This window comes from Streptomyces sp. iso_384, from assembly GCF_056172905.1.
On sequence record NZ_JBWBTT010000001.1, the window covers coordinates 182,230 to 197,116 of the forward strand.

10 protein-coding genes, 1 pseudogene and 1 riboswitch are annotated in these 14,887 nt (G+C 73.0%); of the genes and pseudogenes, 5 read left to right on the forward strand and 6 right to left on the reverse strand.

Translation table 11 applies throughout. The features are described 5' to 3' along the window. Positions 1–96: 96 nt before the first annotated feature. Together AC0VY3_RS00775 and AC0VY3_RS00780 are read left to right on the forward strand one after the other, a co-directional pair. The gene (locus AC0VY3_RS00775) at positions 97–741 is read left to right on the forward strand and encodes a dihydrofolate reductase family protein (RefSeq protein WP_242743176.1); all 645 of its coding nucleotides are present in this window, start codon (positions 97–99) and stop codon (positions 739–741) included. Positions 742–947: 206 nt separating this feature from the next. Next, positions 948–1,427 carry a hypothetical protein gene (locus tag AC0VY3_RS00780; protein WP_103513300.1) on the forward strand — a complete coding sequence of 160 codons (480 nt, stop codon included), beginning with the start codon at positions 948–950 and terminating at the stop codon, positions 1,425–1,427. A gap of 204 nt (positions 1,428–1,631) precedes the next feature. On the opposite strand, the gene AC0VY3_RS00785 is transcribed toward AC0VY3_RS00780, so the two are convergent. Further along, positions 1,632–2,744 (reverse strand): cobalt-precorrin-5B (C(1))-methyltransferase, encoded by a 1,113-nt coding sequence (locus AC0VY3_RS00785; RefSeq protein WP_475548667.1) that lies wholly within the window; start codon positions 2,742–2,744, stop codon positions 1,632–1,634. 17 nt (positions 2,745–2,761) lie between these two features. On the opposite strand from AC0VY3_RS00785, the gene AC0VY3_RS00790 reads away from it, so the two are divergent. Next, the gene (locus AC0VY3_RS00790; RefSeq protein ID WP_475548668.1) at positions 2,762–3,529 is read left to right on the forward strand and encodes a cobalt-precorrin-6A reductase; all 768 of its coding nucleotides are present in this window, start codon (positions 2,762–2,764) and stop codon (positions 3,527–3,529) included. On the opposite strand, the gene AC0VY3_RS00795 is transcribed toward AC0VY3_RS00790, so the two are convergent. Genes AC0VY3_RS00795 through AC0VY3_RS00805 form a run of 3 tightly spaced genes read right to left on the reverse strand, consistent with a single transcriptional unit; the run spans position 3,514 to position 7,023 of the window. Then, positions 3,514–5,025, reverse strand: a complete 1,512-nt coding sequence (locus tag AC0VY3_RS00795; RefSeq protein WP_242743319.1) for a precorrin-2 C(20)-methyltransferase — start codon at positions 5,023–5,025, stop codon at positions 3,514–3,516. The genes AC0VY3_RS00790 and AC0VY3_RS00795 overlap by 16 nt on opposite strands. Before the next feature lie 14 nt (positions 5,026–5,039). Then, positions 5,040–5,666 carry a precorrin-8X methylmutase gene (locus tag AC0VY3_RS00800; protein ID WP_010056569.1) on the reverse strand — a complete coding sequence of 209 codons (627 nt, stop codon included), beginning with the start codon at positions 5,664–5,666 and terminating at the stop codon, positions 5,040–5,042. 46 nt (positions 5,667–5,712) lie between these two features. Continuing rightward, positions 5,713–7,023 carry a cobalamin biosynthesis protein CobG gene (locus tag AC0VY3_RS00805; protein ID WP_475548669.1) on the reverse strand — a complete coding sequence of 437 codons (1,311 nt, stop codon included), beginning with the start codon at positions 7,021–7,023 and terminating at the stop codon, positions 5,713–5,715. A gap of 338 nt (positions 7,024–7,361) precedes the next feature. Beyond that, a riboswitch (cobalamin riboswitch) is annotated at positions 7,362–7,441 on the forward strand. Positions 7,442–7,558: 117 nt separating this feature from the next. Here AC0VY3_RS00805 and cobN point away from each other — a divergent pair. Both cobN and AC0VY3_RS00815 read left to right on the forward strand, forming a co-directional pair. Beyond that, complete coding sequence (cobN, locus tag AC0VY3_RS00810) at positions 7,559–11,164, forward strand: cobaltochelatase subunit CobN (RefSeq protein WP_103513295.1); 3,606 nt, start codon at positions 7,559–7,561, stop codon at positions 11,162–11,164. Between the two features lie 69 nt (positions 11,165–11,233). Further along, positions 11,234–11,515: pseudogene (locus AC0VY3_RS00815) on the forward strand (DUF4037 domain-containing protein); the annotation flags it as partial. Between the two features lie 112 nt (positions 11,516–11,627). Here the strand turns inward: AC0VY3_RS00815 and AC0VY3_RS00820 are convergent. Beyond that, complete coding sequence (locus tag AC0VY3_RS00820) at positions 11,628–13,547, reverse strand: lysyl oxidase family protein (RefSeq protein ID WP_475548670.1); 1,920 nt, start codon at positions 13,545–13,547, stop codon at positions 11,628–11,630. A gap of 660 nt (positions 13,548–14,207) precedes the next feature. Further along, a complete protein-coding gene (locus AC0VY3_RS00825; protein ID WP_475548671.1) occupies positions 14,208–14,885 on the reverse strand; it encodes a response regulator transcription factor in 678 nt (225 codons plus the stop codon). Between the last annotated feature and the right edge of the window lie 2 nt (positions 14,886–14,887).

Consider the following 14,887-nt stretch of genomic DNA (forward strand, 5'->3'; position numbering starts at 1 on the left):
CCCTGGGCCGGCCGGCACCGATGAGTTGCGGCGGCGGATCCGGTCTGACCACCGACACCGAGCACACCGAGCACACCGAGAACGCAGGAGGACGGCGTGGCACAGCTGCTGAAGGTCCAGAACTTCACCGTGTCGAGCGATGGGGTCGCGGCCGGTGAGAACCAGACGCTGGAGCGGCCGTTCGGCCACGTCGACCCGGGCCGGCTCTTCTCCTGGGCGGGCGCCACGGCGAGCTGGCCGAACCGCACGGACCCCGGCGGGAGCCGTGGCCTGGACGACTACTTCACGCGGGACTTCGCCCACAACATCGGCGCGGAGATCATGGGCCGCAACAAGTTCGGCCCGCAGCGCGGCCCTTGGGAGAACCACGAGTGGCAGGGCTGGTGGGGCGAGGAACCTCCGTTCCACACCCCGGTGTTCGTCATGACGCACCACGAACGCCCGTCGATCACGCTCTCCGACACCACGTTCCACTTCGTCGACGCCGACCCGGCGACGGTGCTGGACCGGGCGAAGGAAGCGGCGGGCGGCAAGGACGTCCGGCTCGGCGGCGGAGTCACCACGATCCGCGAGTTCCTCGACGCCGGCCTGATCGACACCCTGCACGTGGCGGTCTCCCCGGTGAAGCTGGACACGGGCCTGCGCCTGTGGGAGTCGCCGGACGAACTCCTGGACCGCTACCACCTGGAGGCGGTGCCCAGCCCGAGCGGCGTGACACATCACCTGTTCTGGCGGAAGTGACGGCGAGGGCCGCCCAGATCCGCGAAACGCCCGGCGCCGCGGCAGCGGATCGGGGAGAGTCGATTGCGTAGTCGTCCGAGTGCGCACAGGTACGAAGCGCACTCGGACACCGCGCGCTGCGCACCGCAGCCGGCCCGAAAAGGACTTCCGCCTTGTCGCCCTTCGAACCTCGACACGCTCCCGCCGGCGATGTGGGCGCGGCGCTCATGCTGATCGACTCCCGGCTCAGGACCGTCCATGAGGGCAGGAGCGGGGCCGATCCCGAACAGGAGCAGCTGGTCCGGCAACTCCTCACGTCACTCGGCCCGGAGGGCCTGGACGACGTGCGGGACGGGGCGTGCACACTCGTCTACCTGTACATGAAGTGGCTCCGGGAGGCCCACGAGGCGCACGAGAAGGACGTCATCGAGTACGTGGTGCCGACCCTCGTCACCTCCCTGAAGATGCTGCCGAGAAGCGTTTCGCCCGAGGCGGTCCCCACGATGGCCGGCCTGGCCATCGCGGCCGCCACCGGCCTGAGCCCCACCCTGTGGCGCAAGCAGTACGGCGACTGGACGGAAGCGGAACTGACCGCGCTGGAGGCGACGGCGTTCCTGCTCGCGGAACACATCAACCGCATGACGGACGACCAGAACTTCGCGACCCGCATGATCACGGAGGCGCTGTCGAAGGCGGAGGCGGGCTGAGGGGGTGGGGCGGAGCCGCCGGCCTGGACGTCACGGTCTTCCAGCGGGGCGTTCCCGGAACAGGGCGTCACCGAAATCCACGAAGGGGAGTCCGGGGAGGCCGAGGGGCGGGGCGATCCACCGGTCGGCCTCGCCATCCAGGTGGTGGCCCAGCACAACTCATAGCCGAGCCGCAGCAGTTCGGGCCGCCATGCCCCGGGGCAGTCACCCCCGCCCCACCACCACCCCCGCCCGGTCGATGCAGATCACGTCCACCGCGACCGGTGCGCCGCGCAGGACCGCCAGGGCCTCGTCGCGGGCGCGGGCCGCCACCAGGTCGCCGAGGGGGATGGCCGCCGCCTCGCACAGGCGCAGGGTCTCCAGGCCCGTGTTGGCGGTGGCGATCCGGGAGGCCAGGTCCTCGTTCGCGCCGCCCGTCCGGGCCAGGTCGGCGAGGAAGGGCTTGTTCACCTGGGAGCGGGCCGAGTGGAGGTCCAGGTGGCCGGCCGCGAGTTTGGAGAGTTTGGCGAAGCCGCCGCAGATCGTGAGGCGGGGGACCGGGTGGCGGCGTACGTATTTGAGGACCGCGCCCGCGAAGTCGCCCATGTCCAGGAGGGCTATGTCCGGCAGGCCGTACTCCGCGGCCACCGTCTTCTCCGACGTCGAGCCCGTGCAGCCCGCCACATGGGTCAGGCCCGCCGCCCGCGCCACGTCCACGCCCCGGCGGATCGAGTCGATCCAGGCCGAGCAGGAGTAGGGGACGACCACGCCCGTCGTGCCCAGGATCGACAGGCCGCCCAGGATGCCGAGGCGGCCGTTCCACGTGGAGCGGGCGATCTCCTCGCCGTGGTCCACCGAGACCGTGATCTCCACGTCCCCCGTGTCACCGTGCTCCGCCGCCACCCGCTCGACGTGCTCGCGCATCAGCCGGCGCGGGACCGGGTTCACCGCGGGCTCCCCGACGTCCAGCGGCAGGCCGGGGAGCGTCACCGTACCGACGCCCGGGCCGGCCCGGAACACCACGCCGGAGCCGGGCGGCAGCCTCCGTACCGTCGACCTCACCAGCGCCCCGTGCGTCACGTCCGGATCGTCGCCCGCGTCCTTCACCACCCCGGCGCTCGCCCGCCCGGCCGCCAGTTCCTCCACCGCCAGCGCGAACGCCGGGGTCTGGCCCTTCGGCAGCGTGATGCTCACCGGGTCAGGGAAGTCGCCGGTCAGCAGTGCCGTGTACGCGGCCGTCGTCGCCGCCGTCGCACAGGCGCCGGTCGTCCAGCCGGGGCGCAGACCGGTGTGCTTGAGTTGGGCACTGCGACCGCCCCGCGCCTCAGCAGCGTTCATGAGAAGAGTCCGTTTCGATGCCTGTGCCTGCGCACGTGCTTGTTCTGGGTGGGACGACCGAAGCCCGCCGGCTGGCCGAGAGCCTCGCCGGTGACCGGCGGGTCCGGGTCACCACCTCGCTCGCCGGACGCGTCTCCGCTCCGCGGCTGCCGCCCGGTGAGGTGCGGATCGGTGGCTTCGGGGGCGGCGACGGGCTCGCCGCCTGGGTGCGTGAGCACGGTGTGGACGTTCTCGTCGATGCCACCCACCCCTTCGCCGCGACCATGAGCCGGAACGCGGCCGAGGCCGCCGCGCAGGCCCATGTTCCCCTCCTCGCCCTCCGCCGGCCCGGCTGGGTCGCCCAGGACGGTGACCGCTGGCACTCCACCGGATCGCTCGCCGGGGCCGCCGATCTGCTGCCCGCACTCGGCGAGCGGGTCTTCCTCACCACCGGGCGGATGGGGCTCGCCGCCTTCGCCGGAGCCGCACTCGACGACCTGTGGTTCCTCGTGCGGTCCGTCGACGCACCCGAGCCGCCCTGCCCGGCCCGGATGGAGGTGCTGCTCGACCGGGGGCCGTTCACGCCGGAGGGGGAGCGCGAGATCATCCGCCGCCATCGCGTCGACGTCCTCGTCACCAAGGACAGCGGCGGGGACGCCACCGCCCCCAAGCTCGCCTCCGCCCGTGAGGCCGGGATTCCCGTCGTCGTGGTGCGGCGGCCACCGGCGCCGGATGGGGTGCCGGTGGCCCGTACGCCCGACGAGGCCGTGGAGTGGATCGTGCGGAAGCTCTACGCCTCCGGGTAGCGGCGCGGCGTCCAGACGATGGACCGGTCCGCTCCGGCGTCGCCCCGCCGTACCCAGCGCGTCTGCGACGAGCCCACGATCAGCAGCGTCCGCATGTCCACCTCCGCCGGGTCGACGTCGGCCAGCCGCACCGTGCGTACGGACTCCGCCGGGCCGCCCACATCCCGCGCCAGCACCACCGGGGTGTCCGGCGAGCGGTGTTCCAGGAGCAGGTCGCGGGCCTTGCCGACCTGCCACGTACGGGACTTGGAGCCCGGGTTGTACAGCGCCAGCACCAGATCCGCCGAGGCCGCGGCGCGCAGCCGCTCCGCGATGACCTCCCACGGCTTGAGCCGGTCCGAGAGGGAGATCGTGGCGTAGTCGTGGCCCAGCGGCGCACCCGCGCGGGCCGCCGCCGCGTTGGCCGCGGTGACGCCGGGCAGCACGCGTACGGGGATGTCCGCGTAGGCGTCCTGCGAGGCTGCCTCCAGCACCGCCGTCGCCATGGCGAAGACCCCGGGGTCGCCGCCGGAGACCACCGCGACGCGACGGCCCCGCCGGGCCAGGTCCAGCGCGAACTCCGCGCGCTCGGACTCCACCTTGTTGTCCGAGCCGTGCCGCGCCTGGCCCGGGCGGACCGGCACCCGGTCCAGGTAGGTGGTGTAGCCGACCACGTCGTCCGCCGCCGCCAGCGCGCCCCGCGTCTCCGGCGTCAGCCACAGCGGGCCCGCCGGTCCGGTGCCGACCACGACCACGTCTCCGGAGCCCGAAGGCGCGGGGCGCGGTGCGTCGACCCGGCTCGGCAGCACCGCCACCGAGAAGTACGGCACCGACGCCGGGTCGATGTCCGCCAGCTCGCCCGTGCGCTCCCCGGCCATCGTCGCCCGCTCCACGTACCGGGCCTCCGCCAGCCGCCCCGACGCCTCGAACGCCCCGCGCACCGCCGGGAACGTACGGCCCAGCTTCATCACCACCGCGGTGTCCGTGGCGGCGAGACGGGCCGTCAGCTCCTCCTCCGGCAGCGTGCCGGGGAGGATCGTCAGGATCTCCTCGCCCTCGACGAGCGGGGTGCCGAGGCGGGCCGCCGCCGCGCTGACGGACGTCACGCCGGGGATGACCTCGGTGGTGTAGCGGTCGGCCAGGCGCTTGTGCATGTGCATGTACGAGCCGTAGAACATCGGGTCGCCCTCGGCGAGGACCGCGACGGTCAGGCCCGCGTCCAGATGCGCCGCGAGGCGGGCCGCGGCCTTCTCGTAGAACTCCTCCAGCGCGCCCCGATAGCCGCCCGGGTGGTCCGTGGTCTCCGTCGTGACGGGATAGACCAGGGCCTCCTCGATGTGGTCGGGCCGCAGGTGCGACGCCGCGATGGAGCGGGCGATCGAGCGGCCGTGGCGGGCGCTGTGGTACGCGACGACGTCCGCCTCGCCGATCGCCTGGACGGCCCGCAGGGTCATCAGGTTCGGGTCGCCGGGGCCGAGTCCGACGCCGTAGAGCTTGCCGGTACGGGTGTCCTTCACCGGAGAAGTCACTGTTACTCCTCCTCGCTCGCGATGGCGTTGAGCGCCGCCGCCGCTATCGCGCTGCCGCCGCGCCGGCCGCGCACGATCAGGTGCTCCAGGCCCGACGGGTGCTCGGCCAGGGCCTCCTTGGACTCCATCGCGCCGACGAAGCCGACAGGGACGCCGATCACGGCGGCCGGGCGCGGGGCACCCTCCTCGATCATCTCCAGCAGCCGGAACAGCGCGGTCGGGGCGTTGCCCACCGCGACCACCGCCCCCTCCATCCGGTCCCGCCACAGTTCCAGGGCCGCCGCGCTGCGGGTCGTGCCCATCTTCGCGGCCAGCTCCGGCACGGACGGGTCGGAGAGCGTGCACACCACGTCGTTGTCCGCGGGCAGCCGCTTGCGGGTGACCCCGCTGGCCACCATCGCCACATCGCAGAGGATCGGCGCGCCGGAGCGCAGGGCCGCGCGGGCGTCGGCCACGGCGTTCGGCGAGAAGGCGAGGTCAGTCACGAGGTCGACCATGCCGCAGGCGTGGATCATCCGGACGGCGACCTGGCTCACATCGGCGGGCAGCCCGGCCAGATCCGCCTCCGCGCGGATGGTGGCGAAGGACTGGCGGTAGATCGCCGGTCCGTCCTTCTCGTACTGATGCACAGTGCTGTCGCTTTCTTCTGCCGTTATGGGGGTGGGAGGGACGTGCTCAGGCGCGGGCCGCGGCCACCGTCGCCGCGAGTGCCGCCGGGTCGTTCCGGACCGTCGCCGGGGGGTCCCGGCGTTCGCCCCGTACATGCGAGATCCGGTGTCCGCCGGGCGTGACGACCACGTCGATCCACTCCCCGTGGGGGTGGCCGCAGCGGCGTTCGCACCCGGACCAGTACACAGGGAGCCGCCCGACCGGTCCGACAGCGGCCCCCGCTTCGGCCCGTACGTCGGACAGCGACTTCGCGCAGCCGGGGTGGCCGATGCAGGCGCCGACGCCGGTCCACGGGGACTCGGGGGTGGTGATCAGCCCGGCCGCCGCCAGGTTGCGCAGCGCCTCCGCCGCGCCACCCTCGTCGAAGGGGCCGGGGACGACGATGCCGCGCCACGGGGTCAGCCGCAGCTCGTTCCCGTACCGCCGGGCCGTGTCGGTCAGCAGCCGCCACTGGGCGGGGGTGAGCTGTCCGAGCGGTACGTCGACACAGATCGCGGTCGCGGTCGTGGCTGCTGTCGCTGCCGCGTTGCCGTGCGGTCCGGTGACGGCGCCCGGTTCCGGAACCTTCGCCGTACGGGGGCGGGGGCGGTGCACGGGCTCGCCGGCCGTCGACGCGATGGCGTGGACGAACTCCGCCCGTACGTCGTCGGGCAGATCCTTCACGCGCCAGGCCCCGGAGTGCCGGGCCGCGCGGAGGAACGCCTCGGCGGCCAGGAGCGCGGCGCGCGGGCCTTCCCCGGCCGGTATCCGGAACACCTCGTCCCCGGTCCCGATCCGCAGGAGGCAGCCGTCGCCGTCCGCGATCAGGGTCACGTCCGCGCCCAGCGCGTCCACGTCACCCCGCCCGTCGTCGAGGGCGAAGAGGAAGCGGCCGGAGAGCGACGCGGCGGCGGCCGATCCGCACACCAGGCCGTCCAGCCCGGTCAGCCAGGGGCCGAGCGCGGGCGAACCGTCCAGTCCGGCGAGCGGCGAGGCCACGATGTTGCGGGCCCGCTCGTGCGCGGCGGAGGGCAGGAGCCCGGCAGCCGTGAGCAGCCCGGCGAGCTCGCCGCCGCACCGCGCGTCGAGGCCGCGCAGCTGGACGTTGCCCCGCGAGGTGAGATGCAGCTCACCGTCCCCGAACCGGTCCGCCACCGCGAGCAGCGCGTCCGCCCGGTCCGCGCTCAGTACGCCGCCGGGGACGCGTACGCGGGCCAGCGCACCGTCGTCCGCATGGTGCAGCCGCAGCGTTCCCGGGCAGGCGTCGCCGCCGCTGCGGGGGGAGACGCCGCCCGCGGAAAGGGGCGAGGGGGCGGAATCGGGCATGGCGGCGAGCATACCGACCGGGTCGCTCCGGGAGACGGGGTCGCTCCTGTGACCTGCGGGACAGCGGCCTGCGGTCGAAGCATTGGCCTGCGGGACAGCGGCCTGCGGTCGAAGCATTGGCTGCGGGACAGCGGCCTGCGGCCAGCCCCCTGACCTGCGGGACAGCGGCCGACGGCCGAACCGCACCGGCCCGCCGGACCGTGCCCGCCCCGCCGACAGGCACCCCGCACACGGCCCCGCCCGTAAACAGTGATCACCGCCGCACCCCCGCCCTCTGCCCCGCCCCTCCTCCGCCGCTTAGGATGCAGGCGGTGGTCCGTTCAGGCCGCCATCGCCAGACGGCGACAGGGGAGGAAGCCCGGTGAGATTCCGGCGCGGTCCCGCCACTGTGAGCACGGCCGCCACCACCGGCCGGGCGAGTCAGGAACTCCCTTCCCCGAGCGCCCGGTTCACGAGCCGGGCGCAGCGCCCGGTTTCGCGCCGGACGCGGGGAGACCCCTCCGACACCGCCCGGGGCGTGGACACCCCGAGGAAGGCCTGACGCAGCATGATCCTGCTCCTGTCGACGTCCGACACCGACCTCCTGAGCGCCCGCGCTTCCGAGGGGCCCGTCAGCTACCGCTACGCCAACCCCTCCCGCGTCGACCTCGACGGACTGCCGGAGCTGCTGGACGGCGTCGACCTCGTCGTCGTACGCCTCCTCGGCGGCGTACGGGCGTGGCAGGAAGGGCTCGACGCCGTGCTGGCCACCGGGCGGCCGGTCGTCGTGCTGACCGGTGAGCAGGCCCCGGACGCCCAGCTGATGGCCGCGTCCACCGTGCCGATCGGCATCGCCGCCGAGGCGCACGCCTACCTCGCGCACGGCGGGCCCGCCAACCTGGAGCAGCTGGGCCGGTTCCTCTCCGACACCGTGCTGCTGACCGGCCACGGCTTCGAGCCGCCCGCCCCGGCCCCCGCGTGGGGCCCGCTGGAGCGCCCGGCCCGTGAGCTGCCCGAGGGTGCGCCGACCGTCGCCGTCCTCTACTACCGCGCCCACCACATGAGCGGGAACACCGCGTTCGTGGAGGCGCTGTGCACGGCGGTGGAGGATGCCGGGGCCCGGCCGCTCCCGCTGTACGTCGCGTCTCTCCGTACGCCGGAGAGCGACCTCGTCGACGAGCTCCGCACCGCCGACGCCATCGTGACCACGGTTCTCGCGGCGGGCGGCACCAAGCCTGCCGAGGCCTCGGCAGGCGGTGACGACGAGTCGTGGGACGCGGGCGCGCTGACCCAGCTCGACGTGCCGATCCTCCAGGCGCTCTGCCTGACCAGCCCGCGCAGCGCCTGGGAGGAGAACGACGAGGGCGTCTCCCCGCTCGACGCGGCCACCCAGATCGCGGTGCCGGAGTTCGACGGCCGCCTGATCACCGTTCCCTTCTCCTTCAAGGAGATCGACGAGGACGGCCTCCCGGCGTACGTCCCCGACGCCGAGCGCGCCGCCCGGGTCGCCGGCATCGCGGTACGCCACGCGAAGCTCCGCACCATCCCCAACGCGGAGAAGCGCATCGCGCTCGTGCTCTCCGCCTACCCGACCAAGCACTCCCGCATCGGCAACGCGGTCGGTCTCGACACGCCCGCCAGCGCCGTGGCGCTGCTGCGCCGGCTGCGCGCCGAGGGGTACGACTTCGGGCCCGAGGAGGACATCCCGGGTCTGGTCTCCGGCGACGGCGACGAGCTGATCTACGCGCTGATCGAGGCGGGCGGCCACGACCAGGAGTGGCTGACCGAGGAGCAGTTGGCGAAGAACCCGGTCCGGATTCCGGCCGCCGACTACCGCCGCTGGTTCGCCACGCTCCCCGAGGAGCTGCGCAGCGCGGTGGAGGAGCACTGGGGGCCGGCGCCCGGCGAGATGTTCGTGGACCGCTCCGCCAACCCGGAGGGTGACATCGTCCTCGCGGCCCTGCGGCGCGGCAACCTCCTCATCCTCATCCAGCCGCCGCGCGGCTTCGGCGAGAACCCGATCGCGATCTACCACGACCCCGATCTGCCGCCCTCGCACCACTACTTGGCCGCCTACCGCTGGATCGCCGCCTCCGCCGACGACAACGGCTTCGGCGCGGACGCGATGGTCCACCTCGGCAAGCACGGGAACCTGGAGTGGCTGCCGGGCAAGAACGCCGGTCTGTCGGCCGCCTGCGGCCCGGACGCCGCCCTCGGTGATCTGCCGCTCGTCTACCCGTTCCTCGTGAACGACCCGGGCGAGGGCACCCAGGCCAAGCGGCGCGTCCATGCCACGCTGATCGACCACCTGGTGCCGCCGATGGCCCGCGCCGACAGCTACGGCGACATCGCGCGCCTGGAGCAACTCCTCGACGAGCACGCCCAGATCGCCGCGATGGACCCGGCGAAGCTGCCCGCGATCCGGGCGCAGATCTGGACGCTGATCCAGGCCGCGAAGCTCGACCACGACCTCGGGGTGGCGGACCGCCCGGAGGACGAGGGCTTCGACGACTTCATCATGCATCTGGACGGCTGGCTCTGCGAGATCAAGGACGTCCAGATCCGCGACGGCCTGCACGTCCTGGGCAACCCGCCCGCCGGGAACGACCGGGTCAACCTGGTCCTCGCCGTGCTGCGCGCCCGCCAGATCTGGGGCGGCACGGCATCGCTGCCGGGGCTGCGCGAGGCGCTGGGCCTCGACGAGTCGGCCGCGACCCGCACCGCCGCCGACGAGATCGAGGAACAGGCCCGCGCACTGGTCCAGGCGATGGACGACGCCGACTGGGACCCGGCCGCGGTGGCGACCGTGGCCGCCGGGCTGCCGGACGCGGTGGCGGACATCCTCACCTTCGCCGCCACCGAGGTCGTGCCGCGCATGGCGGCCACGACCGACGAACTCACGCACGCCGTCCACGCGTTGAACGGTGGGTTCGTGCCCGCCGGTCCGTCCGGTTCGCCGCTGCGCGGTCTGGTCAACGTGCTGCCGACGGGGCGCAACTTCTACTCCGTGGACCCGAAGGCCGTCCCCTCCAAGCTGGCCTGGGAGACCGGGCAGGCCCTGGCGGACTCCTTGTTGACCCGCTACCGCACCGACAACGGCGACTGGCCCACCTCGGTCGGCCTCTCCCTCTGGGGCACCAGTGCGATGCGCACGGCGGGCGACGACATCGCCGAAGCCTTCGCCCTGCTCGGCATCCGGCCCGTCTGGGACGACGCCTCGCGCCGGGTGACGGGCCTGGAGCCCATCCCGTACGAGGAGTTGGGACGTCCCCGTATCGACGTCACGCTGCGCATCTCGGGCTTCTTCCGTGACGCGTTCCCGCACACGGTGGGGCTGCTCGACGACGCCGTACGGCTGGCCGCCTCGCTTGACGAGCCGGCCGAGCGGAACTACGTACGGGCGCACACCCAGGCCGACCTGGCCGAGCACGGCGACGAACGCCGGGCCACGACCAGGATCTTCGGCTCCCGGCCCGGTACGTACGGCGCGGGCCTCCTCCAGCTCATCGACTCCCGTGACTGGCGCACCGACGCCGACCTCGCCGAGGTCTACACGGTCTGGGGCGGTTACGCCTACGGCCGCGAGCTCGACGGCCGCCCGGCCCGCGAGGAGATGGAGAGCGCCTACCAGCGCATCGAGGTCGCCGCGAAGAACACCGACACCCGCGAGCACGACATCGCGGACTCCGACGACTACTTCCAGTACCACGGCGGCATGGTCGCCACCGTGCGTGCGCTCAAGGGCACGGCCCCGGAGGCGTACATCGGCGACTCCACCCGCCCCGAGACCGTCCGCACGCGGACGCTGGTCGAGGAGACGTCCCGTGTCTTCCGGGCCCGGGTCGTCAACCCGAAGTGGATCGAGGCGATGCGCCGCCACGGCTACAAGGGCGCGTTCGAGCTGGCGGCCACGGTCGACTACCTCTTCGGGTACGACGCCACGACCGGGGTCGTCGCCGACTGGATGTACGACAAGCTCACCCAGACGTACGTACTCGACCCGGAGAACCGGCAGTTCCTCCAGGAGGCCAACCCCTGGGCCCTGCACGGCATCGCGGAACGCCTCCTGGAGGCCGAGTCGCGCGGCATGTGGGCCAAGCCGGACCCGGCGGTGCTGGACGCGCTGCGCCAGGTGTACCTGGAGACGGAGGGGAACCTGGAGGGCGAGGACTGACACTCCTCGCGGCACACCCTTCGCCGCCCCGATCCCTGGCCGTACAGCAGCCGTCACGGCGACGGGCCCCCGGCGCGCGAGGGGCACCTCTGCGACGCGTACGGGGCCGTGGCCGCGCTGCAGAACCGCACGGGCCTCGCGGACCCGGTGGACCCCGGGCGGCGGCCGTACCACAGCCGCCCGTTCCAGGTGCTGCACGCCGAGCGCTTCGCCGGGGCGCTGACCCGGACGATCACCGACCCGGAACTGCGGGCCCTGCCGCTGACCGGGAGCGTGGACCAGTGGGCGGACAGCACGGACTTCCTGGCGCGGCGGGCAGCCGTGCGGGCCGCGGTCGACGCGCTGGACTGAGGGCCGTCTCCTCGGCCGAACATGCCACCGGCCCCGGGGAGGCAGACGAACAGCCTTCCCGGGGCCGGCGGAACGTACGTCGATGCGCGGATCAACGCCCGTCCGGTGAAAGTCAGTTGGCGTCGACCAGGTGGTGGGCCGGAACCTTCACCGTGCGGGCGCCCTTCTTGCCGCCGAGGACGACCTTGCGCAGGGCGCTGTTGTTGTTGTGGTTGGTCTCCTTGAGCCGGTTCTCCGGGTTGGCGAGGACCTGGATGTAGTACGTGCCGTTCGGCAGGTCCGTGATGTCGAAGGACTGGCCGGGCAGGTCCTGGGTGTAGGTGTCACCGGAGCCCACGTCGAGCACCTCGCGGACGGAGATCGAGTTCTCCTGGCCGCACGCGGTGGACAGATCGGTGTTGTCCGGGTGCCAGTTGGCGTTCTTCACCGTGTAGTCGACGGCATCGGTGTTGGCCAGGCAGAACGCCTCCTTGCCGCTGCGCACGGTCTCCTTCCGGTCGGCCTTCAGCAGCCGGTAGCTGGCGAAGTCCGTGAAGTGCCAGTGCTCGTGGCCGGGGCGCGGGTCCCACTCCATGGTGCCGGTCGGGGTGTAGCCGACCTGCTTGCCGTCCGCGTCGTAGAAGTACTGGTACGCGTCCATCAGCTCCTTGCCCGGGGAACGGAAGCCGTCCACGACGAGCTTGGCCGGGCCCGCGTTCCACACGTTGGCGCTGAAGGCGAGGTAGTCCTTGCCGGGCACGTCCTCGTAACCGTCGCTGACGGTGATGCCGTACGCGGGCAGCGAGCGCAGGTCCGGCTTGGGCACGTCGGGCACGGTCGCCTTGCCGGTGGGCCGCTTGGCGTTGGGCTTCGCGCCGGGCGCCTGACGCGACCCGTCGGTCTGCCCGGCGCGGTCGCCGACCTTGGCGGCCGAGAAGGCCTGCCGCTGGAGCGACTCCTTCTTCAGCGACCAGGGCAGGGCGGGCGGAGCCGGCGGGTAGGGGCCGTGGCCGACGTTGAACGTGGCGCCGGCGCCGGTCGTCCGGGTGGCGGGCGCCTCGGTACGGGCGGGAGCACCGTGCCCGGCGTGGGCGGAGGGCGCGGCGGGCTCGGCGGCGGCCTGCCCGTGCCCTTCGTGCCCGGAGGCGGCCTGCCCGTGCCCTTCGTGCCCGGAGGCGGCCTGCCCGTGCCCTTCGTGCCCGGAGGCGGCCTGCCCGTGCCCTTCGTGCCCGGTGTGCCCGGCGTGCCCCTCGTGCCCGGAGGCGGAGGCCGCGGAGGCGCCGGACTTCGAGGCCGCGCTGCGGGGCTCGGCGGCCACGCCTTCGCCGCCGCCCTCGCCCTCCCAACTGCGCTCGCGCACGATGACCTTGACGGTCTGCGGCTTGTCGGCGATGCCGAACAGGTCGCGGTACTTCTTCGTCACCGAGATCTTGGCGGAGTAGCTACCGGCGGCCAGCTGGACCGGGTCGGAGTAGTACCCGGCATAGGTGTTGGAGGCCCAGCCGTTCTCGACGCCCCACACCGAGCCGAGGGTGAAGGGGTTCACCGGACAGCTCTGCGGATACTTCGAGTTGGCGGGGGCGTCCGGCCGGATCCGCCCGGAGGCGTTGTTCGGGCAGAAGGCCTCGGTCTTGCTGAGCACGGTCTTGCCCGCCGCGTCGGTGATCGCGATCTTCGCGAAGCCCGGCAGTCCGGAGAAGTCCTTCACCAGTCCGGCGGGAAGCGCCTTGGTCGTGGTCTTCTTCCCGTTCCGGAGAATCTGCTTCGCGACCACCGGGTCCTTGTAGGACTTACGGGTCACCTTGAGCTCGAAAGCGCCGTTCTCGGAGGTGAGATACGTCCCGAGGTCCAGATAGACGCCGGGATCCTCCTTCCACGAGTCGAGCGTCACCGAGGTGGACGCGGCGACGAGGCCGAGCTTCGGCGTCGGCTCCGCCGTCTTCGCGTCGGGCGCGGCGGCGACGACGCCCGCCGTCACGGCGACGGCCGCGGCGATGGCGATCGACGGGCGGGTCAGGCGGTGTGTGCGGCCCTGCTGTGATCTGGTCATCATTCCTCGTACTTCCGAGTGCGTGATGGAACGTGGACGATCAGCACGGCCCCAACTCACCTGTGGCGACGCTGTGTCCGGCCTGTGAGAGGCGGCGCGGGGTGGCTCGGGTTGTCTCCTGTCCCCCGACTGGCGCAGGGTTGTCCGAAAACTCATGTCATACACAGAGCCCGGAGGACCACCGAAACCCCTGCGGAAGCACCGCGCGGTCCCCGGAATCCTCGGCGCGGCCACAGCGTGGCGGCTCTTCCGGACGCCGCAACCACACGTTTTTCGGCCAGGAGGGGCGAGCCATGGACCGGCTCGTTTCGTACGTCGCCGGGTCACAGCGCTCCCGCGCCGGTCGTCCGATCGTTCGCCGCCCGGTCACGATGTGTCCGATCGCGTAGGAACGCGGCCGGAGAACGCGATGCCCGGGGTACGGCGGCTCAAGCCCCGCGCGCCCGCAGGATTCCCTCGACGCCCAGGAGCGCACGCCGGCACGCGCGGCCCGCCTGCGCGACCGGCTCCGCCCCTGCCCGGGGTACGCGTACTCGACCGCGGCCCGCGCCCTGCCGCGCTGGGTCATCCTCGGCGCGGAGGGCCGGCAGCCGCACCCGTTCAAGGAGGCCATGGGCGGGTGCGGCGTCAACTGCGGGCGGCCGTGAAAGCAGCGACTGCCGGTCAGCCGGCGAAGCGCGGGACCACCAGGCCGGACTCGTAGGCGATCACCACCGCGTGGGTCCGGTTCTGCGCGCCGAGCTTGGTCAGCACGTTTCCGACGTGGGTCTTGATCGTCTCCAGGCTCACCGTGAGGGACTCCGCGATCTCCGGATTGGAGAGCCCCGTGGCCATCAGGCGCAGTACCTCCTCCTCCCGGCCGGTCAGGGCAGCTTGCGGCAGGGCCTCTGCGGAGCCCAGCGGGCGGGCGGCGACCATGCGGCTCAGGGCGGCCGGGAAGAGGACCGCTTCGCCCGCCGCCACCACCCGTACCGCCTCGGCGATCTGGCGGACCGGCAGTCGCTTGAGGACGAAGCCGCTGGCGCCCGCGCTGAGGGCGGCGGTGACGTAGCCGTCGTTCTCGAAGGTGGTGATCACCACGATCCTCGGCGGGTCGGCCGCTTCGGCCAGCAGCCGGCGGGTGGCGTCGATCCCGTTGAGACGCGGCATCCGGACGTCCATCAGGACCACGTCCGGCCGTAGGCTCCGGGCCCGGTCGACCGCCTCGACGCCGTCGGCGGCCTCGCCGACCACCGTGATCCCCGGCTGTGCGGCGAGCAGCATGCCCAGGCCGCTGCGGGTCACCTCGTCGTCGTCCGCGATCAGGAGGGTGACGGCGGGGCCTTCCGCGGTGCGGGACATAC